This window comes from Ectobacillus funiculus (genome assembly GCF_004138295.1).
GTDB lineage: Bacteria > Bacillota > Bacilli > Bacillales > Bacillaceae_G > Ectobacillus > Ectobacillus funiculus.
In genome coordinates, this window is the sequence record NZ_SCFM01000058.1 from 18,046 (window position 1) to 41,135 (window position 23,090).

At 37.1% G+C, this 23,090-nt stretch carries 22 protein-coding genes, 1 pseudogene and 1 riboswitch; of the genes and pseudogenes, 12 read left to right on the forward strand and 11 right to left on the reverse strand.

Annotated elements, in window-relative coordinates; all coding sequences use genetic code 11:
* The first annotated feature begins 544 nt into the window (after positions 1-544).
* From EP737_RS22195 to xylB, 3 genes are all read left to right on the forward strand, one after another.
* Positions 545-778, forward strand: coding sequence for a hypothetical protein (locus tag EP737_RS22195; protein WP_129731084.1), 234 nt, complete (start codon positions 545-547; stop codon positions 776-778).
* 22 nt (positions 779-800) lie between these two features.
* Entirely contained in the window at positions 801-1,910 is a 1,110-nt protein-coding gene (locus EP737_RS22200; RefSeq protein WP_129731087.1) for a GerAB/ArcD/ProY family transporter, read from the forward strand.
* A gap of 588 nt (positions 1,911-2,498) precedes the next feature.
* Positions 2,499-3,986: a xylulokinase gene (gene xylB, locus EP737_RS22205; protein ID WP_129731089.1), complete on the forward strand. Its 1,488-nt coding sequence runs from the start codon at positions 2,499-2,501 to the stop codon at positions 3,984-3,986.
* 234 nt (positions 3,987-4,220) lie between these two features.
* Here xylB and EP737_RS26645 read toward each other — a convergent pair whose 3' ends face one another.
* The 6 genes from EP737_RS26645 to EP737_RS22230 form a co-directional block, all read right to left on the reverse strand.
* Positions 4,221-4,346, reverse strand: a complete 126-nt coding sequence (locus EP737_RS26645; RefSeq protein ID WP_281278918.1) for a hypothetical protein — start codon at positions 4,344-4,346, stop codon at positions 4,221-4,223.
* 150 nt (positions 4,347-4,496) lie between these two features.
* Positions 4,497-5,594: a GerAB/ArcD/ProY family transporter gene (locus EP737_RS22210; RefSeq protein ID WP_129731091.1), complete on the reverse strand. Its 1,098-nt coding sequence runs from the start codon at positions 5,592-5,594 to the stop codon at positions 4,497-4,499.
* A 76-nt stretch (positions 5,595-5,670) separates the two neighbouring features.
* Positions 5,671-6,873 (reverse strand): Ger(x)C family spore germination protein, encoded by a 1,203-nt coding sequence (locus EP737_RS22215; protein WP_129731094.1) that lies wholly within the window; start codon positions 6,871-6,873, stop codon positions 5,671-5,673.
* A 35-nt stretch (positions 6,874-6,908) separates the two neighbouring features.
* Complete coding sequence (locus EP737_RS22220; RefSeq protein WP_129731096.1) at positions 6,909-8,516, reverse strand: spore germination protein; 1,608 nt, start codon at positions 8,514-8,516, stop codon at positions 6,909-6,911.
* Between the two features lie 372 nt (positions 8,517-8,888).
* On the reverse strand, positions 8,889-9,557 hold the full coding sequence (locus EP737_RS22225) for a phosphatase PAP2 family protein (RefSeq protein WP_129731099.1): 669 nt from the start codon (positions 9,555-9,557) through the stop codon (positions 8,889-8,891).
* Positions 9,558-9,576: 19 nt separating this feature from the next.
* Entirely contained in the window at positions 9,577-10,173 is a 597-nt protein-coding gene (locus EP737_RS22230; protein WP_129731101.1) for a DedA family protein, read from the reverse strand.
* A gap of 378 nt (positions 10,174-10,551) precedes the next feature.
* A riboswitch (cyclic di-GMP riboswitch) is annotated at positions 10,552-10,650 on the forward strand.
* 20 nt (positions 10,651-10,670) lie between these two features.
* Between EP737_RS22230 and EP737_RS22235 the strand changes: the two genes are divergently transcribed.
* Positions 10,671-10,904: an aspartyl-phosphate phosphatase Spo0E family protein gene (locus EP737_RS22235; RefSeq protein ID WP_246040343.1), complete on the forward strand. Its 234-nt coding sequence runs from the start codon at positions 10,671-10,673 to the stop codon at positions 10,902-10,904.
* A gap of 261 nt (positions 10,905-11,165) precedes the next feature.
* Here EP737_RS22235 and EP737_RS22240 read toward each other — a convergent pair whose 3' ends face one another.
* Entirely contained in the window at positions 11,166-11,363 is a 198-nt protein-coding gene (locus EP737_RS22240; RefSeq protein WP_129731104.1) for a YwbE family protein, read from the reverse strand.
* A 104-nt stretch (positions 11,364-11,467) separates the two neighbouring features.
* Here EP737_RS22240 and EP737_RS22245 point away from each other — a divergent pair, with 104 nt between their 5' ends.
* The 7 genes and pseudogenes from EP737_RS22245 to EP737_RS22265 all read left to right on the forward strand — a co-directional run bounded on the left by EP737_RS22245 (position 11,468) and on the right by EP737_RS22265 (position 17,909).
* Positions 11,468-11,938: a hypothetical protein gene (locus tag EP737_RS22245; RefSeq protein WP_129731106.1), complete on the forward strand. Its 471-nt coding sequence runs from the start codon at positions 11,468-11,470 to the stop codon at positions 11,936-11,938.
* Between the two features lie 84 nt (positions 11,939-12,022).
* A pseudogene (locus EP737_RS26975) lies at positions 12,023-12,127 on the forward strand (hypothetical protein); the annotation flags it as partial.
* Positions 12,128-12,138: 11 nt separating this feature from the next.
* Positions 12,139-12,303 (forward strand): ABC transporter ATP-binding protein, encoded by a 165-nt coding sequence (locus EP737_RS25780; protein WP_165350886.1) that lies wholly within the window; start codon positions 12,139-12,141, stop codon positions 12,301-12,303.
* A gap of 261 nt (positions 12,304-12,564) precedes the next feature.
* Positions 12,565-12,696, forward strand: coding sequence for a protein YhfH (yhfH, locus tag EP737_RS22250; RefSeq protein WP_129731108.1), 132 nt, complete (start codon positions 12,565-12,567; stop codon positions 12,694-12,696).
* A gap of 576 nt (positions 12,697-13,272) precedes the next feature.
* Positions 13,273-14,157: a DMT family transporter gene (locus EP737_RS22255; RefSeq protein ID WP_281278919.1), complete on the forward strand. Its 885-nt coding sequence runs from the start codon at positions 13,273-13,275 to the stop codon at positions 14,155-14,157.
* Between the two features lie 543 nt (positions 14,158-14,700).
* Positions 14,701-16,812 carry an RNA degradosome polyphosphate kinase gene (locus EP737_RS22260; RefSeq protein ID WP_129731112.1) on the forward strand — a complete coding sequence of 704 codons (2,112 nt, stop codon included), beginning with the start codon at positions 14,701-14,703 and terminating at the stop codon, positions 16,810-16,812.
* Positions 16,813-17,654: 842 nt separating this feature from the next.
* Positions 17,655-17,909 carry a hypothetical protein gene (locus EP737_RS22265; protein WP_129731115.1) on the forward strand — a complete coding sequence of 85 codons (255 nt, stop codon included), beginning with the start codon at positions 17,655-17,657 and terminating at the stop codon, positions 17,907-17,909.
* 443 nt (positions 17,910-18,352) lie between these two features.
* On the opposite strand, the gene msrA is transcribed toward EP737_RS22265, so the two are convergent.
* Entirely contained in the window at positions 18,353-18,880 is a 528-nt protein-coding gene (gene msrA, locus EP737_RS22270; RefSeq protein ID WP_129731122.1) for a peptide-methionine (S)-S-oxide reductase MsrA, read from the reverse strand.
* A 332-nt stretch (positions 18,881-19,212) separates the two neighbouring features.
* On the opposite strand from msrA, the gene EP737_RS22275 reads away from it, so the two are divergent.
* Positions 19,213-19,920: an aspartate/glutamate racemase family protein gene (locus tag EP737_RS22275; protein ID WP_129731124.1), complete on the forward strand. Its 708-nt coding sequence runs from the start codon at positions 19,213-19,215 to the stop codon at positions 19,918-19,920.
* Positions 19,921-19,973: 53 nt separating this feature from the next.
* Here the strand turns inward: EP737_RS22275 and EP737_RS22280 are convergent, their stop codons facing one another.
* The 3 genes from EP737_RS22280 to EP737_RS22290 form a co-directional block, all read right to left on the reverse strand.
* The gene (locus EP737_RS22280; protein WP_129731118.1) at positions 19,974-20,621 is read right to left on the reverse strand and encodes a DUF3231 family protein; all 648 of its coding nucleotides are present in this window, start codon (positions 20,619-20,621) and stop codon (positions 19,974-19,976) included.
* A 347-nt stretch (positions 20,622-20,968) separates the two neighbouring features.
* On the reverse strand, positions 20,969-21,619 hold the full coding sequence (locus EP737_RS22285; protein WP_484068191.1) for a YczE/YyaS/YitT family protein: 651 nt from the start codon (positions 21,617-21,619) through the stop codon (positions 20,969-20,971).
* A 146-nt stretch (positions 21,620-21,765) separates the two neighbouring features.
* Complete coding sequence (locus tag EP737_RS22290; protein ID WP_129731129.1) at positions 21,766-22,524, reverse strand: MurR/RpiR family transcriptional regulator; 759 nt, start codon at positions 22,522-22,524, stop codon at positions 21,766-21,768.
* Positions 22,525-23,090: the final 566 nt, after the last annotated feature.

The window sequence follows — 23,090 nt, forward strand, 5'->3', positions numbered from 1 at the left end:
GTTGAGAAGGAATAAATAGCGTTTCTGTATTTTTCTAGGAGGATAACCTAAACGGTTATCCTTTATTTTTTATATAAGGAATAATAGTTTTCGGGATTTTTGATACACTCAGCAAATTCAACAAATATTTGGGAGCTGCATAAATTTAAATGGATTCTCTCCTAATTTGTAGTGATTCTTATAATCGGAGAAGGGAACGGGCATAAATATAACTATATTTTGGATAATCTAAACAGCATAAGAGGTCAAAGCCATTATTCTAAAGGTAAGAAAAAGCAAAGGGAAAAATGTAATTTGATTTTAGGGCTAGATTTTTAGAGAATTATGGAACATTAAATTTATACTGTAAGAAAGTATAAATTTCCAGATAAAAGTTCATTCGACGTAGTGAGAAATTTTAGGAATACAGTATAAGGGCAACTACGCCTCTGTCTTCGCCCGGGGAGCAGGGCTTGCCAATCGGCGAGTTTTCTTTATCAAAAAAGATTTATAAACGCATTTTACAATTCATACTTTTGTAAGTGACACAAAGGAGCAAACATACATGTGGTCAGTCTTAGGAATGCTCTTTGTAGCCATAGTCATTTTAATCATTGAAGTTCCTTCGCTTTGGAAAGCGAAAATGAAAAAGGAATTATGGATATTTTCATTCTTACTCCTGTGTAGTACCGTGTTAGGTATTGCAAAGGGTTTACAGCTGGATATTCCAAACCCTCTAGATTGGGTGGCAGTCATTTTTGAGCCGTTAGGTTACATCTTGCAAGGTTTATTAAAATAAAAAGAGGGGATAAGGGGATAAGATGCTCAAGAAAAGGAAAGTATCCTTTTATCAATTTGTGGCATTAGTGACGCTATATACTGTCGGCAGTACGATCTTAGTTGTCCCGGGAAGTATGGCTGCTAATTCAAAACAAGATGCCTGGATAGCAGCAACCATTGGTGTGGGGGCAGGTTTATTATTGGTATGGTTGTATAGCGCTGTAGGGAACCATTTTCCTAATCAGAACCTGATTGAATTAAATGAGACACTTTTAGGGAAATGGTTGGGCAAAACTGTTTCTCTCGTATTTATTTTCTTTACATTAACTTCTTGTAGTCAGGTCGTGTTTTATTTAGGGAATTTTTTGCTTTCAGAAATTATGCCTGAAACTCCAATGATATGGATCCACATTCTCTTTATGATTGTTGTTGTTACGGGCGTGCGTCTTGGGATTGAATCATTAGCTCGTTGTGCGGAAATTTTGTTCCCATTTTTTATTATCCTTTTTATAATTTTAATACTTTCTACCTTTCCTCAAATAAAGGCTAACAACATACAGCCTGTCTTAGAAACAGGAATGAAGCCTATAGTATGGTCTGCCTTAGTATTTTTAAGCATAGCTTCCCTAACCCTTATTGCTTTACTAGTGGTTTTTCCTGCTTATGTGAATAATTGGAAAGAAATGCGCAAAGCCTTTTTTATTGGTCATTTTATTGGCGGACTTATTATGGTTATGATTATAACTTTGAGCATTTTCGTTCTTGGCCCTTTTCATACAGCAAGATATTTATATCCAAGCTATGAGTTGGCTAGAAGAGCAACTATCGGAAATTTTCTAGAACGAATTGAAGCTATTCTAGAAGTTATGTGGTTATTTTCGCTCTATATCAAAACATCGCTTTATTTTTACGCTACTGTTTTAGGTCTAGGGCAAATGTTCAAATTAAAAGATTATCGACCATTAACTTTCCCTATTGGAATGATGATAGTTATTCTTTCTGTTAGTGTGTATCCGAATTTTACTTATCAACAGAAGTGGGATACTCTAACTTGGGTACCTTATATTTTAACAATAGGCTTTTTCTATCCTGTTCTTTTATTAGTAGTTGCTATATTTCGAAAGAACCACCTGGCTAGAGTTAAAAAATAAAGTGATGAATACTCATTTTTTATGATGTAGAGAAAGTAAAGTCGATGGAAATAGGCTAGATTTTTTTCTTGCACTTTAAGAAAGAAGTTTCTAGCTGGAGACCGTTCGACGTAGCGAGAAATTTTAGGAATAAAGTGTAAGTGCAATTGCGCTTCTGTCTTTGCCTAACGGCTCGCCAATCGACGAGTTTTCTTTATGAAGAGCAACTCTGTGTAAAAGACCTGAAGGCCTCGGCGCTGTACAGCGAGGTCTTGTTTTGTATTCTAATGTTCCGATATAAAGAATGAATGTAATACATCGATAGATATGTCAGTTAAGTAGATCATCATGTCGAGAAACTAAATAAGATTTTATATATGTTTATATACTTTATGTTATGACAGTAGAAAAGAATAGGATAGAGGTGATGTAGACTATGGTAAAAATGGATAATTATATTGATTCTCTCTATCTTTCTAGTTACTGTAATAGGGAGTACAGTAACTAGAAAGATAGAAGGTAGACCTAAAGCAATCATTATTTTACCTGATTAGACTCATAGAACTGGAATTTTATCGAAATGGGAGCAAGAAAGGGGCATAAGTAAATATGAAATATCTAATAGGTATTGATTTAGGGACTTCAAGTGTAAAAGCAATTGTAATGGACGTGGAAGGGGATGTAATCGCAGATGCGCAAGAAAGTTACTCTATTCAAGTGCCTGAAATCGGTTATGCGGAGCAATCCCCTAATGTATGGTGGTCTGCAACTGTTAATGTATTGAGAACAATACTAGAAAAAGAACATGTAGATCCAGCTTTGATAGGTGGAATCGGATTATCAGGCCAAATGCATGGTCTTGTACTAGTTGACCATAAAGGAGAAGTAATTCGTCCCGCCATTATTTGGTCCGATCAACGTTCAAAAACACAAGTGGAAAAGATCAATCAACTTATTCAGCAGGAACAGGTAATCGACAGCATGATGAATTCGGTTTCAACAGGTTTTGCAATTTCCTCTTTATTATGGGTAAAGGAAAATGAACCGGAAAACTATGCAAAAGCTGATACGATTCTTCTGCCGAAAGATTATATACGCTATCGATTAACAGGGGAGCTCGCAGTTGAAGTAACAGATGCCTCCAGTACACTTGCATTTGATGTTGCCAAGCGAAAATGGGCCACTTCTTTAATTAACAAGCTGGGGATTAAGGAGAATTTGTTCCCGCCTTGTTATGAACCATACGAAGTGGCTGGTGAAATTACAACATGTGCTGCTGAAGAGACTGGGTTACAGAAAGGGATCCCTGTTGTATTTGGCGGTGGAGATCAATTTATGCAGGCGGTAGGAAATGGGATTGTCTTCCCCGGCATTGTTTCTTCAAATATTGGAACAGGCGGACAAATTGCGGTAATGGTTGAGAAACCGGCGTATGACCCGCAACTAAGAACCAATACATTTTGCCATATCCACCCTGATACTTGGAATATTCAAGGTTCGAGTTTAAATAGCGGTCTTTCTCTGGGGTGGCTAAAATCAAATGTTTTGCGAGCGAATGATTTTCAAACATTAACGAAAATGGCAGAAACTATTGCACCGGGAAGTGAAGGCCTTATCTTTTTACCTTATTTAACTGGGGAAAGAACGCCACATTTAGACCCAAATGCAAAAGGGATTTTCTTTGGCTTAACGCTCAAGCATCGAGATGACCATCTTGTGAGGGCAGTAATGGAAGGAGTGACGTATTCTCTAAGAGACTCTTTGGAAATTATTGAATCACTAGGCATTCCTGCTAATAGAGTCATTGCATCAGGGGGCGGAGCGAAAAGCAGATTATGGCTGCAAATACAAGCAGATATTTTCAATAAGCCCGTGTATACGACTAAAACAAATGAAGAGGCTTGTGTAGGTGCTGCGATTATCGCTGGTGTCGGGGTAGGCATATATCCTTCGCTTGAAGAAGCTTGTAAAAAGCTGATTTCATTTCATTCAGAGATAGTCGAGCCTATCCGAGAGAATGTAGAGATATATAGTCATTACTATGAATTATTTAAAGAATTATATAAACGAAATCAGGATTTATTTGTGTTTGTATAGGTGGATTATAGTCTGATAGCTATTCAAAAACGAGAAAGGACTGAGCGAGGATAATTTTCCTGTGCTCAGTTTTGCTTACACTGTAGTAAGGTGTAAATCTCCATCTGGAAGTGAATTCGACGTAGGAGGGGATTTTAGGAACACAGTATAAGTACAACTACGCCTCTGTCTTCGCCCAAGGGCGGGGCTCACCAATCGACGAGTTTTCTTTACACCTTAAGAAAGTCTAATCCATTATTTCTTTTGTCGTTTCCAAGAAATAATGGACAAAGGGATGGAAAGAATGATAAAAAATGCAAGCAGTGCCCATGGGTATTGCAGCATCACATGTGTTTGCCATGGCCATAGGTATTGATTCATTTCTGTTACACTCCTCGCAGGTTTATTCATTTTGCACAGAAAGTATAAATAGACCATTCGACGTAGTGAGAAATTTTAGGAATACAGTATCAGTGCAACTACGCTTCTGTCTTCATCCGGGGAGCAGGGCTTGCCAATCGGCAAGTTTTTTTATAAGTGTGTTTTAAGCAATTTTCTTCTTATCACTGTAACAATTAATAGTGGAATCGGTAGAATGATTAATAAGGGTACCCATACATAAAGAGGAAACGCAGTGATACCAATATAGAAATGTTCATTTATATTTTGGGACATTGTCATACCTAACAAATATGTAACAACTGCCACAGGGAAGATAATAAGGCGATTATCAAGCATATTCAGTAAAATTTGAATCGCGCGAATTGCTACAAATAAGTAAATGGTCACCTTAACATAGGCCATGATGATCATAGTTAAAGCTACCATTGCATCTAAATTTTCTAGGAAATCTGCAATTGATATTTGTCTAACTAATACATACAGGGGATATACTGTATGACTGACTATACCTTCACCCAAAACGAGAATCGCCATTAGGCTAAAAGCAGTAATGGTAAGCCCTGATAGCAAGGTTGCGATAAAAGTTGTTTTTCTGACTTTTTCCGGTTTTTTTACAGAGGGCCAAAGCATAGCTAAGATCAAAGTTTCTGCAAACGTTTGGGTGATACCTGTCGGCCATACAGCCGACCAAATCTTTCCCCAGCCTTGTCCTAAAATAGGCCGCACATGTTTAAAGTCGACAACTCCTGAGCTAAATAACAGGATAATCTCTAGTATGAATAGCAAAAGCAGAACGGGTAACAAATACTCTGTGAACCGCGCCAATACTTCAATTCCAGAAAATAGACAATATACAATAACTAATAACATGCTTATAACAACAAACCATGGCGGTGTACCTGGCAGAAGCGTTGCTGGTATTAGCGACTTTAAGTCAGAAAATATACGTCCTGCCACATATAGAAATAAAAGAGGGTAGAGCCATGCAAGAGGTATACCTAGCCATCGACCAAATTGCGCAGGGAACCATTCTACAAGCGTTAAACCAGGGTTCATTTTCATAAGGGTCGTATATAGTAAAATGATGCTCATGCCTATAACTGTAGAGATTAAAATAGAAAGCCAGGCATCTCTACCTGCAGCTGAAGCAAAGCCAAATATAACTGTTGTGCCAATCTGTAAGAACATTGTGATTGTAAAAAGTTGAAAATTAGAAATCCGTTCCATGTCATCTTCCCCTTGAACTATAGATAACTTGCATAATAGTTGATGTTAGCCAGACAGGGTATGTAAAAGAATATTGTTAATTTTTGATATGATCTGGTATCAGTAGCGGTTTTGTAGTGAATCCCGTCCCTTGTATTTTCACATGAGACTCGATTGTTACTTCTAAATCAGGGAATATTTTATACCACCTCTGTTTATAATACGTCTCCCATTTCTTTGGGTATGCTCGATAGACAGCCTGTCCAAATCCAAATATGTCTGATTTAAATTGTTTTTGCGTTTTATTTAGAGCTAGTTGGATTCTTTCCTCCACATCTTTTTCAAAGACGGATTGCAGAGTATGAAGTACCATTGGATTGCTTAAATCTAATTTTGAAGAATTCTCAAATATTTCTATTTCACCATAAGCTTCGATTTTTATTGCTAGCTTGTCATTACGTAATACGGGGTTAACCTTGGTGGATGCCTTCCATATTCGAGCGCCGACCCTTCCGCCGCCTTTTTCCTTTGGTATGGGTACTGCCAAGACTCCAGATTCCAATTCACTCCGAATCCACAAAATTCCGCGAGTTTCTTTATCATTCAACCAGCCAATTAGCCGATCTCCTCGAAAGATTGCAGTTCCATGAATAGAAGGGATTTTTTTTGATGCTCCAGAGTCTTTTCTTTCATTCTGGCTTGCAGCTTCTACAGGCAGATTTGACACTTGGGCTGCAACAGGCTCTTCTCCATCTGTCAGCATTCGATCCCAAAACTCCCTTACTCGAACCTTTACCCCAACTTCCATTTTTTCCTTTTCCCTAAGTTCTTCTGATGTAATTGCTTCAAAGTGAGGATTTGTCCGTAAGATGTCAACTGCCTTTCCTTTCGTAAATAGAAGATAATTACGCAGGTGTGCCTGCCGATGTCTTGAAAAGAAATCCAGAATAGGAGAAACCCCATCTCTTGCCAGTTTTTCTCCCACAATAATTACACGGCCATGAGCAAAAAAAACTTCCCGTGAAATTTTCTCTTGAATGATTCGATATGCTTCTATGATAGATGCTCCTTCTGCAGAAACCATCATCGTTGATTTTGTGGTCCCAGAAGCTTGGTTGGCCTCGCTCGCTCCTCCGGATGCCTTGGGAACTGCAATCTGCAAGGTAAGCAAGAGATTTCCATTCTTCGCCTTATCTAAAGCTACCCCGAGAACAATCGCCACATCATTGACCTCCTGCCGACTCCAACAGCCAGTTAGTAACGGTACTAGCACTATAAGTAATGTGAAGATTCTTTTCATCCGTTTTCCTCATCTCATCTAGTTTAAATACTCATTTACTTCTGATGAGGTCCAGGACGCAGTGTGTCCTTCATCCGCTTAGTCTTGTGGTTTACTCCGAGCCCTGGGCGTTTCACCATAGCCCACCGAGGAGCGCGGATGATGACGTCTTTCAGGATGCTATCGGCATCCATAGGGGCCACGGGTGAAAAATATGGCACCCCAAAGGAGCGAAGACGGCAAATATGAATTTGGAGAGCGATTGCCCCTAATAATACCCCGTACAATCCCATCACCCCTGCTAGTATCATCATAGGAAACCGAAGGATGCGGATAGAGTTCCCTAGGTTATAGCTTGGATTGATAAATGATGCGATACCAGTCAGTGCTACGATCATAACCATTGGACTTGAAACAATTCCAGCTTGTACGGCTGCTTGACCGATTACGAGGGCACCTACGATACTAACAGCTTGCCCGACTGGACGCGGCATACGAACGCCCGCTTCTCGTAATCCTTCAAATGAGATTTCCATAATTAACGCTTCTACAAACGCTGGAAACGGCACAGTCTCACGTGAGGAAGCGACGCTAAGCAGCAGGCTTGTTGGTATCATCTCCTGATGGAATGTTGTCACCGCAATATAAAGAGAGGGCAAAAGCAAGGAAATAAGCAAAAATAGATACCGAATGAAACGAATAAACGAAGCTACAGGGTAACGCAGGTAATAATCCTCCGTGCCTTGAAGAAATTGAAAAAATGTTTGCGGAGCAATCAGACAAAAAGGTGTGGTATCAATTAAAATGCCAATTTGTCCTTCCAGTAAGTTTCCCACTACTTTATCAGGCCGTTCCGTATATGCGACTTGAGGAAAAATAGAAAAAGGATTGTCTGAGATGAGCTCTTCAATATATCCGCTTTCCAAAACGGCATCAATGTCAATTCGGTGGATTCTTTTGCGGACTTCTGCCACTAAGGATTCGTCTGCAATGTCTTCGAGATATGTCATAACAATATTTGTTTTCGATAACCTTCCCACGGTTGCGGACTCCATCTTCAGTTTAGGAGTTTTTAGTCTTCTCCGTATTAAAGTTGTGTTTGTTCGTAAGTTTTCGGTAAATCCTTCCCGTGGTCCGCGCACCACCGGTTCTGTTGAAGACTCCTCTACGCTGCGTTTATCCCATTGTTGCAGGCTAATAAATAATGCTTGCTGCATTCCATCAATGAGCACTGCCGTATCACCTGATAAAACATGATCAATCACGTCCCCAATTTTTTGTCCCTCACTGATTTGAGCAGCCGTAATGACTTGTTCCAGAAGCAGTTGTTTGATGAGATGGATTTCGGAAGGACATACTTGGTCTTTTCCATAGTTAAATAACGGCTTTAATATATCTGCATCCATTAATTCTGTACTAACAAGGCCATCCAAAAAAATAAGAGTTCCCTTTTGGCATCCCACTTGGAATTCGCGATATACAATATCGGAGGAACGCTCGAAAATCATTTTGAATTCTTGTATGTCATGATTTAAATTTCCAGTTAGTATTTGATTGTTTAGTACATTTTGTTCGTCTTCAATAGGGTGTTCTTTGTTATAGGAGCGGCTGCTGTGATAAAGAAATGTAATGAATTCCTTGATGCTTTTAATGATATCAATCACCCTCCCCAGCCTCTAAATGACTTCATTTTCTTACTTTATTGTTGTTGCATTAACTACCAATTATGCATAACTATGTAAATGAATCCGATAATGCTTTTGGAGAGGTTTTAATAAGGGAGAAAATCTGTAAGTATTTAAGAAATAGTGTGGTGAAAAGAAATGATTCTGAGGGGATGAATCAAATATCCGAATATCGTACAAAAATAAAATGTGGTCTTAGATTAGAGCATATCCGGCTGGATATGCTGTCCGTATAAAAATACATAGTTTAGTTTATCCATTCCTTCAAGAGAAATCCCTTAAAGGAACGGGGATTATTTGTCTGTATGCAGAGCCTGTTATATGCAGCATTTTATCTCATATGGGTAATCGTTATTCGTTGTTTCCATTGACATGCTGCCGCATATATCGCTTTTCCTTATATCGTTGATAAAACCAAATGAGCGTGGTTAACCAAAATGTACTAATAAAATAGCCGCCTATGATATCGCTAGGATAATGTACGCCTAGATAAATGCGGCTTATTCCAATTGCAAGAATCATTACGATACTGATAATAATTAAGATGGTACGCCCCCAACGAGTAGGAATATGCCGCCATAGTAGGAAGGAGAGAGTTCCATATAGCGTACATGCATTTGTTGCATGGCCGCTCGGAAAGCTGTAGCCGCTTACCTCGATCAGACGATGTAAATCCGGACGGGCTCGCTGAAAAAACAGCTTTAATGTGATAAAAAGGAGGTTGCTTCCTAAAACGGCAGTAAGTAATAGAATCAGCTCTGATCGATGCTTGAGTACAACATAGAGAAAAAATAAGGCAATCATAGCAAGTATCGCAACAGAACTTGTCGATCCAATAAAGGTGAAGAATTTCATAATAGCTGTCAGAGCTGGGGACTCAAGGCCTTGAATAAAGGCTATAACGGTACTATCAAATGAAATAATCCTTTGCTTGCTAATCAGAATAGCCATAAGGCTGAAGCCGATAAGAGCTAACAAACTTATTATAAAAGCAGTAGTAAGTTGAAGCTTTAAATTCATATAAATAACCACCTTAGATTCATTGCAATTTTTGTCTTCTCTTCCAAAATAAATAGGCGCCCCAGATAATACTAACCGCAGCTAGCATAAGGTATATACGATATTTAGAGATATACATAGCAATGATTTTCCAATTTCCTCCTAATGATCTTCCTAACGTAATAAAGGTAAAAGACCAGAGCAATGCCCCAGGGTATGCATACCGTGCAAACTTCTTAAAGGAGTACCCGTTAATTCCTGCAAGATAGGCGGTAATATGGCGGATGCCAGGAATAAAGTATCCAATAAAAAGCAGATAAGGACCTAGTTTTGTGAATAATTGTCTTGTTTTATTAATTCTGTCTTCTGTAATATGGAGCCTTGGTCCAAACCTTGTTAAAAATGGCAAACCCAATTTGATTCCTAATAGATAGCTAAGCGAAATGCCGCCACTTGTCCCTAAAAAAGCACTTAGTAAGGAAGGAATATAAGCTATGTTTCCCTGAAAGACGCAATATCCAATAAAGGTAAGAAGGATTTCATCCGGCAGAGGGAGTCCGATAATGCCTCCAATTAAGGCTAATATAATACCATAATATCCAAAATGTGAAAGAAGATAGGTTAATTGGTGCTCCATCCATTCACACTCCTATGCTATTGGAATAAAAGAATCGGTCGGAGATGATGCTTTTCTCAGTATTCTTTTTTTATGCGCGGTTTATACCTGTTACAATGTGCTTAGTATTTGGGCTAGGAGGGTTATGGCCTGTATAAGAGGAGTGTGATGATGGGGGGAGTAAAGGTAGTAGGTAGTTCAACTCGTAAAACTTTCTAAAAACTATAATTGAAAAAAATGTAAAAATATGAGAAAATGATTAAAGAGAACGACTGAGCCATTTGGTGTTGATGGATTCTATAGAAATAATTTTGTAGAGGCTACTAGTGCAGCAAATAGTGATTCTTGTTACGCCTATATTGACAAAATAAAGTATATTTATATAGATAAAAAATAAAGTTTCGATAAAGGCAAACCTATTGAAAGATAGGGACGCAAAGCTACAGGTCTAAGGTGGGAGAGGTATGCCGCTCCCACTATGATTGCTGGGCTGCCGTAATACGGAGGGAACTACAGGGGTGAAGGTGCTAGTTGAATTACCGATGGAAGACAAGCAAGCTGATTCTAATGATTTGAAATGGATGGACGTACTTTTGGATGCTAAACAAAATAACCCAGCCATTATTGAGCAAAAAAGAAGGCAACTACTTCATCTAGGTAAACTATATGGATTAACTCATCCTAAAACTATCAAATGCAGTCAACAACTAGACAAATTAATCAACCTATCTATGAGGGGACAAATTGTATAGGTATTATTAATGTGTGCAGCATCTAAATGATAAGGGATAAGCAAACATAGGATTAATGGAGATGGTATAAGCGTTTCTATCGGGGATTGTTCAACTGCCTGAAGTAGTGATTAGCTAGCTAAAGTTAAATTAGGTTGCATGTTAAAACTCCAAGTTTGTCCTATAACTCATAGTATTTGTGACGAGGTAGGGAAAATGGTTGTCATCAGATAAAAAGGGACAGATTCGTAAGTGTATGAATCTGTCTCTTTTTGTTTGTTATTAGTTAACGATTGTTTGTACCCTGCCTACTTGTCCATCTGTAAGACGAACCTTGATTCCATGAGGATGAAATTGCGAATTCGTCAGCAGGTCCTTTACAATTCCACGCGTCGTATTTCCTGTACGCTGATCCTTTTTTAGTACAATATCCACTTCTAGACCAGCCTGAATATTTTTTCTATATCGTCCATCATTCATAAATCATTTCCTCTTTTCCAACTAAGAATTTCCTTAGTTTTGGTGTTATCTTCTACTAATGGTATAATAATTTGAACTATAATGCACATCTACATGGAGGTAACATGTTAACTTTTGAACAAAAACTCGCTATTATTGAATCTTTTCCAGAGCTTAAGCGCAAGGATGTATCGATGAAACGTGTAAATTTTCATTATGAGGAAAGTGCAAGCGATAAGAAAAATGTCGTATACCACTTGCATCCAAACGGAAATGGATTTGTTTATGCAGAATATGTAAGCAGCTATAATACAGATGACAGAGGTATGATTAATATCCGAGATTTCTCAGAGGAAGAGCTGCGCACAGTGATTGCAAAATCGATTCAATCCCTCGCACCCCGATCAACTGCTGAAGTGGCAATCGTTGGAGATTTGGAGGAGGAGCGCTGGGTGAATGAAGATAACGCATCGCTTATTTTAGTCCAAGAGGATGAGATGTGGAATGTGTATGCAGGTTTAAACCTTGATGGAACGTTTCCTTCCTATAATGAAGCGAAGCAGTATTTGGAGGAAGAAGGGTTTAAGCGGGCATGAGTCTTACAAAAAAGCCCATGATTTATATACAACGTAAATCATGGGCTTTTTTGCTTATAGACACCATCTGATGTTAAACCCACATTTGCGGCAATTCGAGAACAGCTTTCAAAGTTAAACTCGGTTGTACAGGAAAATATAAGTGGAATCGGGTTGTAAAAGCTTTTGCTAGAGAAGATTATGAAATTGAAGAGTTTTCTATGGAAAATGATTCCTTTAAGGAGAAAAGCCTTCAGTTCGCAAAGATTTGGGAAAAGTATTTATCGGTTCTTGATTCGCTTGCCGGAATCAGTAACCAAGCTAACCTCTGTAGCGCTAAAGCATACGCTACAGAGCAAGAAGCTGCGAAAGAAGAAACGAAATAACGCAAGGAAAACGCCTGTAGCTTAACGCTGCGGGCGTCTTTTTTACATTGTTAGTAAGGTATAAGTTTCCAGCTAGAAGCGAATTCGGCGTAGTCGGAAATTTTAAGAATACAGTATAAGTGCAGCCACGTCTCTGTCTTCGCCTAAGAGTGGGGCTCACCAATCGGCGAGTTTTCTTTATTGGAATTATGTAGCAGTTATCAAATTACCACCTTGCTGAATAATACAATAGTACGAATAAAATTGAAGGGGGCACTTGTTATGGAAGACCTAGAATTTTATAGACGAATACCTGCGAAGGTCTGCCGCGGCTGTGGCTGGAAGATCGAAGAGCAACACGAATCATACTTACACGAATGCGAACATTGCAAGGAAGTAATTGATGAAGGTTGATGACGTTTTGTAATTCGCCTTTCATGCGCTTATAAGAAGTATGCGGATTATAGCGCATGTCCATCAAGTTAAAGCAAATAGAGTAACTGAGTTACGAACGAGAAATTTTTATTTTTTATAAACTGAGAAACAGGCAGGAAATGCCTGTTTTTTTTATACTTTAAGAAAGTATAAATTTCTAACCGAGAAGTCATTCGACGTAGCGAGAAATTTTAGGAATAAAGTATAAGTACAACTACGCCCCTATCTTCGCCCAAGAGCAGGGCTCATCAATCGGCGAGTTTTCTTTATGGAGTTCATTTATAATAAAAATATAAAAAAATGAATTATAATAAATATATGTTTTATTTACAGTTAATTGTGACTTTCTTTTTTGTTTGTCACTATATGTTAAAATTAGAGAACTGTTGAATGACAATAAAGTTGTTCCGCAAACGGGCCATTTAGTGGAAGAAGACTTCCATAGAACAACCTCCATACCAACTGTAATGATAATACTAGGGATGATTTTAAACTTTAATTACTGTTAGATATATTAGGCTAAAAGACATAGGGGAATCATTAATGAATGGATTGATGCTTTTTTTATGTATGATTTGGGGTTTTAATTTTGTTATTATGAAACTGGGCAATGGTGTGTTCCCGCCTGTTTTATTTGCAGCCTTTCGGTTTTTGCTTGGGGTAATTGTCCTTTTTGGATTAAGTTATTTTAAAAAAATCCCGATGCCAGGTAAACGGGAACTGAAATGGTATATCCTATGTGGAATTCTGCAGACAACTTATTTTAATATCGCAATCCAAATTTCTTTAAATTATATAAGCGCGGGACTTACTTCTGTTCTAACATATAGCATGCCGTTGTTTCTTTCACTTATGGCTCATTATTTCATTCCCGGAGAAAAATTAACTGCTGGTAAGACGGGTGGGATCTTGATCGGAATATTTGGCTTGTTTTTAGCAATGAATATTCATCTTGGAGAAAATATCTGGGCTCCCATTCTTGCGTTAAGCTCTGCAATAGCGTGGGCGCTATCTAGTTTGATTTTCAAAAAGAAATTGCAAGGCTGTGATAATGTTCAATTCACTACATGGCAAATGGGTGCGGGAGCAATTGGCTTGTTTTTGTATTCCTTCAGTTTTGAACATGGAGAGTCACATTGGAGTCTCATGGCTGTAGTATACCTTTTATATTCCGGAATTTTAGCCTCTGCATTAGCTTTTGTTATATGGTCACATATTCTTTCTAAAATGGAAGCCAGTAAAGCTTCAATTTCTTTGCTAATTGTACCAGTAGTTGGTACTTTATCAGGATTCCTATTTTTAAAGGAAGATTTAAGTGCTATTACATTACTAGGAATCATTTTGGTGCTTTCAGGAATTTGGCTGGTAAATCATACAGGCTCTGCCCATTCCACGTTACAAAATCAGCGATTCTTAATAGGTAAAAAAGATAAATACTGAAGACGAGATAAATGGAATCAAACTTAGATTTTTAAACGACTTTATTGTTATTTTTTGAGTTCGGTGAAGCATTTTCTATCCAAAATTAAATAGCTTTATTTTACCCCCATCCTAAAATCAGGACGGGGGTAAGTGTGTTTGAGGTTTTTGAAATTAAAGAACTTTATTGTTATTCTACAAAACATTTCCTCTGTTTTATTGTCCAGAAAGTCACTGTTTTCTGAACATAGAAATATAACAAGTAGTTTACATATTTTTAGATTGAATTGTGTTCAAAAACTCATAAAGTATTCTATGTTCAGATAACCCCATGTGTCTTAAGGTATGTTACAATTCAGGGCCGATAAGTAAGATGTGCCATACAAGAATACAGCATTGGGTTGTATTTTTTCGTGAAAATGGTAATAAAACACGGAAAAATTTACATAAAATTAACAAAAAAAATAAATAGAGATAAAAAATGGTTCTCCTTCTTCTGGTATGATAAAGGCGGATGAAGAATAATATCAAAAAAATATAGAGATGAAGGGGAAGTAAGTAAGTATGAACACACTCCAAACCGATTTCATTAATTTAAACAACACAGATTATTACAACAATCGTGAGCTTAGTTGGCTTGCCTTCAATGAGCGTGTATTGCGAGAAGCGTTGGATGAACGTAATCCGTTGTTGGAACGTTTTAAGTTTATTAGTATTTTTAGCTCTAATTTAGATGAGTTTTTTATGGTTCGGGTAGCTGGCTTACAAGATCAAGTAAGGGTGGGCTTTAACCAGCCTGAAAATAAAGCTGGTCTGACGCCGAGGCGGCAGTTAAATCAAATTTCACAAAAAACCCATGAACTGGTAGACCTGCAATACAATACATTTCAATCTGTATTACTTCCGAAGTTGGAGGAAGAAGGAATATTCCGGCTTTCCTTTGATGAATTAACACCAGAACAGCGAGTTTTTATAGAGGAATACTTTGATGAACAAATCTTCCCCGTTCTAACCCCCGTTGCCATTGATGCATATCGGCCATTTCCTATGTTGCTTAACAAGAGTCTAAACTTAGCGGTTATGCTGTATGACGATGTAGAAGAGCTTGAGGAAAATCGTACGAAGCTCGGAATTGTGCAAGTGCCGTCCGTGCTGGAACGCTGTATTTTTCTTCCCGGAGAAGAAGAACAAAAGTTTATCTTTTTGGAGGATGTAATCAGTAACCTCGTTCATAAAATGTTTACTGGCTACGGCGTGTTGTCTGTTACTCGTTTTCGCATTACACGTAACGCTGATTTAACCATTCATGAAGAGGGTGCTCGTGATTTATTAAAAGTTATTGAAAAGGAATTGAAAAAGAGAAAACGGGGAGCTGCCGTTCGCTTGGAAATAGGAAAACAAGGATTGGACGAGCAGGTGCTGGATTTCTTGCTTACAACCCTAGAAATCCATGAAAAAGATGTGTACAGAATTGACGGACCTGTGGATTTGACCTTTTTATTTGCGTTATATAAGGTATTGTCTAAAACACACGAACATTTAATGTACCCTGCCTTGATTCCGCAGCCCCCTAGAGACATTCGCTCAGACGAAGCTATTTTTGAAAAAGCTTTAGAGCAGGATATTCTTTTGCATCATCCGTTTGAGTCCTTTCAACCAGTAATTGACTTTGTCACAGAGGCTGCCGAGGACCCAGACGTATTGGCGATTAAACAAACTTTATATCGTGTAAGTGGTGATTCTCCTGTTATTTCCGCTTTGAAAACAGCAGCAGAGAATGGGAAACAAGTTGCTGTTCTTGTTGAGTTGAAGGCGCGTTTTGATGAAGAAAACAACGTACATTGGGCAAAGGAGCTCGAGCAAGCAGGGTGCCAAGTGATATATGGGATGAGCCATTTAAAGACGCACAGTAAAATTACGCTTGTCGTTCGCCGCAAGAACGGAAAAATTGAGCGTTTTGTTCACCTGGGCACAGGAAATTATAATGATGCGACGGCGAAATTCTATACAGATTTAGGTTATATTACATCGAGGAAAGAGATTGGAATTGATGCCACAAACTTTTTTAACTATTTAACAGGATACGGAGAAATACCGAGTTATCATCAATTGTCAGTTGCGCCTTTTGATATACGCGATCGTTATATCGAGTTAATCGATGCGGAAATTTGTTATCACAAGCAATACGATAACGGACACATTATTGTCAAAATGAACTCTTTAACGGATAAGGTGCTCATTCGGAAACTTTATGAGGCTTCTCGCGCAGGGGTGAAGGTCGATGTAATTGTGCGGGGAACGTGCTGCTTAAAGCCAGGAATCCCGAATGTGAGTGAGAACATACGGGTAATCAGCGTAGTTGGGCGCTACTTAGAGCATAGCCGTATTTTTTATTTTCATCACAATGGAAAAAACAATGTGTTTTTATCATCTGCTGACTGGATGACACGCAACATGGAAAAGAGGGTAGAAATTTCATTCCCGATTGTAGAAGAAAGCATGAAACAACGGATTATAAAAATACTAGAGCTCATTCTGTCTGATAATGTGAAAGCACGAGAACAAGACAATAACGGTGAATACCATTACGTAATCCGAAAAGAAAACGATCCCGAAATTGACAGTCAAACTGAGATTTTTTCTATGGCTTACCATATTTCGGAAGATGAGGAATAGGATCCTAACGACACTATGTGCGTTTGTTCACAAAGTGTAAAAAACTATTTGAGCAAAATCACGTACAAAAATGATAAATATGTAGAAGATAAGGGAGAAAATCGAAGTAAGACGAATGGATAAAAAATAGTTCAGTCCATGTAGTTACGCGATTCTTGGTAATATATTTATCTATCATTGGTATCTATTTCAAGCATTGAAGATCAAGAAAGTCCTTTATTTTGTATATTGGACAATAGTTTTATTATTGTATGAACGGTTTATATTGTTACCACAACCATTTGGTTATTTTACCTATGGTTGGTGGACAATAGGGCACTCCGTTGTGGCAGACCCTATCTTATTGTTCCTGCTATTGATGTATTACAAATGAATATGTAGGATTGAAAATGCATCGTAAGATAAGTAAAGTGACTTCCTTCCTACATCATATTGATTATTGATTACGTGAATAAAAAGCCCTCCAGTTGGAGGGCTTTTTATATTTTAGTTACATTGATTCTTGATAATGCAGGGGTATGTTAACTGGATTTGTATAGAATATACATTATTCTTTATTCAATTAACTCATCTTTCTTTCCTGTATGTGCCCAAATCTCAACAAGAAAAATATTTATTTATAAACTTTTTGTAAATTTTACGTAAATTTTTTGTGAACTTTTTGTACACATTTATTTGTTTTTGGATTAAAATAATTAAGTGAGAAATTATCTCAATTATAGCAAGAGTATGTTGATGTAATTGAGAGATGTATAGAATATACAATTTAAGCTAAAATAGGGCTCTTTACATTGAATGTTATCCTCTACAACGAATGAAGATCAGATAAGGAGGAGAGAAGCATGCCTCACTATTATATAGATAGACATACTACAGTTATGGCTATTATCGTTATCACTTGCGCTGTGTCATATATCCTTTTTCTTATCTATGTGTGGGTTCGAAGATCCTTGCAAGAACGTAAATTAAAGCGAACAGCGTTTGATGCTGAAATCGATCTCATAGATGAAAAAATCTTAAAAAAAAGAAAAGAAAGGCAATTTCCTCGTGAGTTCAGTTCAGTAGACAAATTAAAAAATGAACAAGATACTAAATAATTGCTTTGTCTTACTCTCGCTAACGGTGGTGATGTAAATAAGAGGGACGTTCTGACAGGGCTATTTTTAGCTTACTAATGTATATTAACAACGGGATGATTAGGATAAAGCCTAATTATCTTTTACATCTCACTGTAGGAAAGTGTAAATTTCCAGCTCGAAGTGAATTCGATATATATGGAAATTTTAGGGGTGTAGTATAAGTACAACTACGCCTCCGTCCTCGCTCAAGGCCCAAAATGGCAGACTTCGAGCTGAACCTCCGCAAAAGGCAAAAAGCGCCTTTTACACTCCGGCTCGCCTCTACGCTGTGCTGCCATAAAAGACGGGCCTTGTCCGCCATTTCTTTATTCATCGTGCTCTGTTCAATAAGACCTTCAGTTCTATCGCACATCAAAACTAAAAAATGAACAGCCTTTCTGAATAACTTAACATCATTTGATTTAATCCCAATGTTTTTCAATAAATTCATCTCTGCCGGAAATTTTCCGATCCTCTTTATATGCTTTCGGTTTCTTTTTGTAAAAATCTTGATGGTAATCCTCGGCTGGATAAAAAACCGCAGCAGGAATGATTTTCGTAACAATAGATTTACTAAAAATCCCGCTTTGTTCAATTTTTATTTTTGACTCTTCAGCTCTTTGTTTTTGTTCTTCGGAGTGGTAAAAAATAGCTGTTCGGTAGCTGTCTCCCCTATCTTGGAATTGTCCGCCTTCATCAGTAGGGTCTATTTGTCTCCAATACATTTCAAGTAAATCCGTATAGAGGAAAACTGAAGGGTTGAATGTGATTTGGACGACCTCATAATGCCCTGTATTCCCTTCTTTTACTTCTTCATAAGTTGGATTATCAATGTGCCCACCCATATAACCTGAAACTACCTTATGAATTCCCAGCAATTGGTCAAATGGTTGAACCATACACCAAAAACAACCTCCGGCAAATGTTGCTACCTCTAATGGATGATCCATTTTATTCACGTTCCTTCTCGTAACTTTTTATTGAATTTTTGATGCGTTGCATCGCTTTGTTCATTTTTATTTTATTACTTACTAGTGCTTTTGTATATCTTTGCTGCTTTTGGTATCCCATTAGAGCAAAAGGATTACCATCTTATATTTTGTTGTTTTATATTGGAACTGTTGCGTATCGGAATAATTGGCTTGAGAGTATAACTCCTGCTATTTTAAAAGTATGGAAAAGGATCACCCTCATTGCTCTTCCTGTTTTCCCTATTTGACTCAAATCCAGGTCTTAATTAACATATGCTATAGTGTAAAAATATCTGATAAGGACTGATATGATGAAAAAGGTTGGAATTATTGGAGGTACTGGACCAGAATCAACAGTAGATTATTACAAATCAATCATTTCTAAATTCCAAGAAAAGATTGGAAGCAAAGAAGATTTACCAGAACTTTTTATTAACAGCATTAATATGTACAAGATGTTTAATTTGCTTATGAATAGACAGACAAAAGAGTTAATTTATTACTTAACTGATGCTGTGCAAAAATTAGAAAGTGTTGGCGTTGATTTTGTGGTGTTTACTGGAAACACACCACATATTGTTTTTGAACGAGTTCAAGAAAAAGTCCAAGTACCTATGATAAGCGCGGTAGAAGAAACATATTTAAAAGCACAAGAATGGAACTTAGAAAAGGTTGGCCTTATAGGAACTAAGTTTACGATGGAAAATGATTTTTTCAAAAAACCATTTATTTCTCATAATATAGAGATAGTAGTACCGAATCAATCGGAACAGGAATACATCCATAGAAAAATTGTTGAAGAATTAGAAAATGGCATCGTGAACAATGAAACAAAAAGAGGTTTTTTAAATATCATTGAACAAATGACAGATAGAGACGGTATACAAGCGATCATATTAGGTTGTACAGAACTCCCTATGCTGATTAAAAATGAGGATTTAAACATTCATTCATTAAATACAGCAGAAATTCACATCAATAAGATTGTCGATACTATTTTTATGGACAAAACTCATTGACCTTATTGAACTATAGGATGCTTAAGTTAAAGAGTAAAATAAAAAACGAATCATCAAATAACTTCTTTTTCCTGTGCAACCTGTGAAAAAGCAGCCATTAGAATCATCCCTACTTTATTTGTTTCCATTCCATGGTATATCGATGAAAATTCAATCGTATTCAGTTGTCTAGTATCACCTATTAAATTTAAACCATTTAAATAATGTAAATCATTGATATATTCAGCTGAAATGGGCATAGGGATAAATGGAGGACGAGTGAGAATATCTCTTTCTAACAAGTATTGTGTACACTCATTGTAACAACCCTGAGTAATAGCTGTTAAATCCTTGTAGATGTTTATAACATCTGTTCGATAGGAATTTCCCATATTCAGAGTATATAAAGCCATGCTTATTTCTTTGATTGTCCGAACAAACATAATATCAAAACCATTTTCGAACAATTTAGGGGCGTGTATATTTACATCTTGGGAAGAAAAGCCTATTGGAACTGAGGCTCCTTCGTTTTCGAAAAGGGTTTTTATTTTTTCTACATATGTACTTAAGTTTTTATATAAAGCAGTCATAATCTGTTCTGCTTTTTGATCATCTGCGTTTGGAATTAAATATTCTAATATGCGTAAAATGAATGTTTTTTCCCGATAGGTTGACCATAACGTACCTATTTCGCTGGAGGTAATTTTAGGTTTTTCTGGCATGAAAACTGCTCCTTACTTTAATATTCAATACTCAATATATTGTTTATAATTACCAATAATTGGAACGTATTCATAGTATTTATTTTGTAAGCGCTTTCTGTTATAATAAGAATTGGGTTGGGCGGCGCGTGTGGCTGCCAGTGGTACAAAGCGTAGGTGGGGCTTGTACTAGGGACGAATTGATGGAAGTCCTTTTATTCTATAAGTTAAAGATAAATAAGTTGTTTCTAAAAGCTTTCCAAATATGCTTGATAGAAAAAACACCAGTCGTTCCAACGGTTCTGGTGCAAGCTTGATAGCTTAGAGGAGAAGCCCCCTCTAAACCATCCAATTAACCTCCATATATTCTATAGCGAGTGCGCATTTTGTGTCGGAGCTTTATGAATCACAATCCAGCGGTTATAATGATCAATTAAAAAACCAATTCCAAACATAAACAAAATTGTTCCTATACCTAGACCAGCTACATGGTGCTGAAAGACAATAATAAGAATGCTAACGGATAACGGAATGGACATACAAAAGATTGTACCGACCGTATAATTGTTCTTTAGCTTCCCAAATGCCTGCAGCAAATAGTCAAACGGCAAGTACACCGAGCCTGCCTGAAAGTAAATGCTCACAGCAACTGCGACAAGATTGATTCCTATTAATGAATATAAACAACGAATCCATATATTCTCTGGTACATACACAATATGATGTACATACACAAACAAATCAATAAACATTCCAAAAAAGAAGGCGAGAGCCATACTTTTGATGATCGTCATCAAGGTAAGTCTTGTTTTCATCAAATAGCTAAGTATAAATGAAAAGAAATTCAAAATAATAATGCAGACACCAATGGAAACAGGTAATATGGACACAAGATTTTGCCCGGCAGCTGTCCAAGGAGCACTTCCTAGATTAGCTACTATCATAAAGCTATTTCCTAAAGCATTTAATGTAATGGAACAAACAAACCATAATATGTTTACAGGTAGACTTCTCATCATGACCTCTGCTTTCTCACAGTATTTTGTATCTATTGTAGATAAGTATACTGCTAAAAAAGGATCTGATGTAAAAAAAATCTATGGAAACTGTACATATTACTGCTAATTTTTCAACATTTTGATGATGTGAGGGATCACCCCTCACATCATTTGTTTTTACAAAGCTTATACACTTCCCGTGCCATAAACTCCAAGATGTACATCGCAGGAAGCTGGGTGGTGATGTTAATGGGTACGTTTGGTATATTTGAAAGGTGCGTTCGCTCTTCCGTTACATAATAAGAAATGTTACTATCTGAAATTTTAGCTAGCGTACAGTTTTTATTATTTGTAATGCTAATAATTTTATTTCCTTCTTCTTTTAATTTGCTAACTTGCTGAATAGTATGTTCGGTTTCACCCGAAACAGAAAGGGCAACTATAATACTGTTATGCAGGTAGTGGGAATGGATAGGAAAATAAGGATCATTAATATAAAGTGAAAACTTCCCCAAACTAGAGAAGTATCTTGCTCCATACTGCGCTAATATCCCAGAATTCCCAATGCCTACAAATAAGACATTGTCTGCAGATTGAATTAATTTGACGGCCTCATGTATATGTAGTTCGAAATTTCCTTGTAATGTACGTTCAATAAATTCTGATAGGAAGTGCTGCATGCCTTTTAACGGAAGGTCTCTATCCTGCTCTTGTTCCAAATAGAGCTTTAATTTCACCTTAAACTCTGAGAATCCATCGCAATGCAGCTTTCGGCAAAAGCGTAAAATTGTAGATGTTGAAACATGGGCTTGGTCAGCCAAATCGCGGATACGCATATAGATAACCTTGTCTCCATTTGCAATAACATAGTTGTATAACGAGTATTCTAATTCATTAAAGGTCGCAAGAATTTCACTCGGGAACATCATAGGTTCCTCCTATAATAGTCATATTTATCTTTTACTGCCCAGTCATACACGTAGTTTATTTTACATTGTACTATATGAATTCTACTTAAGAAACATCATGTGTTTTTGATGATATCGAATGTTTTTGGATGTTTATGATTGTTTTTAATTATTTATTGATTGGTTTTGAAAGTATATGATTGTTTTTTGCCGTTTTTTACGTTAGAATGCTTGTAGGTAGAAATGCAGTGTAAAATGAATATTGAATTGAAAGCGGAAACAAGAGATAGGAATGGAGATGTTAAGCGGAAAGTAGTTTATCAATTGAGGTGCAACAATTTGATATGTGAACAATAAACTCAATGGCATAAATCGCTTAATAGGGATATAGGATTGCTGGACTGTTTAATTACAAATTATGTAGGGGAGAGGAAAGATAGTATGAAACTATTAGATGCAAAAGTAATTAGTACTGTACAGGGGTTAGAGATATATTCAGATTCGGTAAAAAATATTGAAATAAAAGAACTTCATGTTCCAACTATAGATAGCCCTTTTTATGAAGTTCAGTTTGGGATCGGATA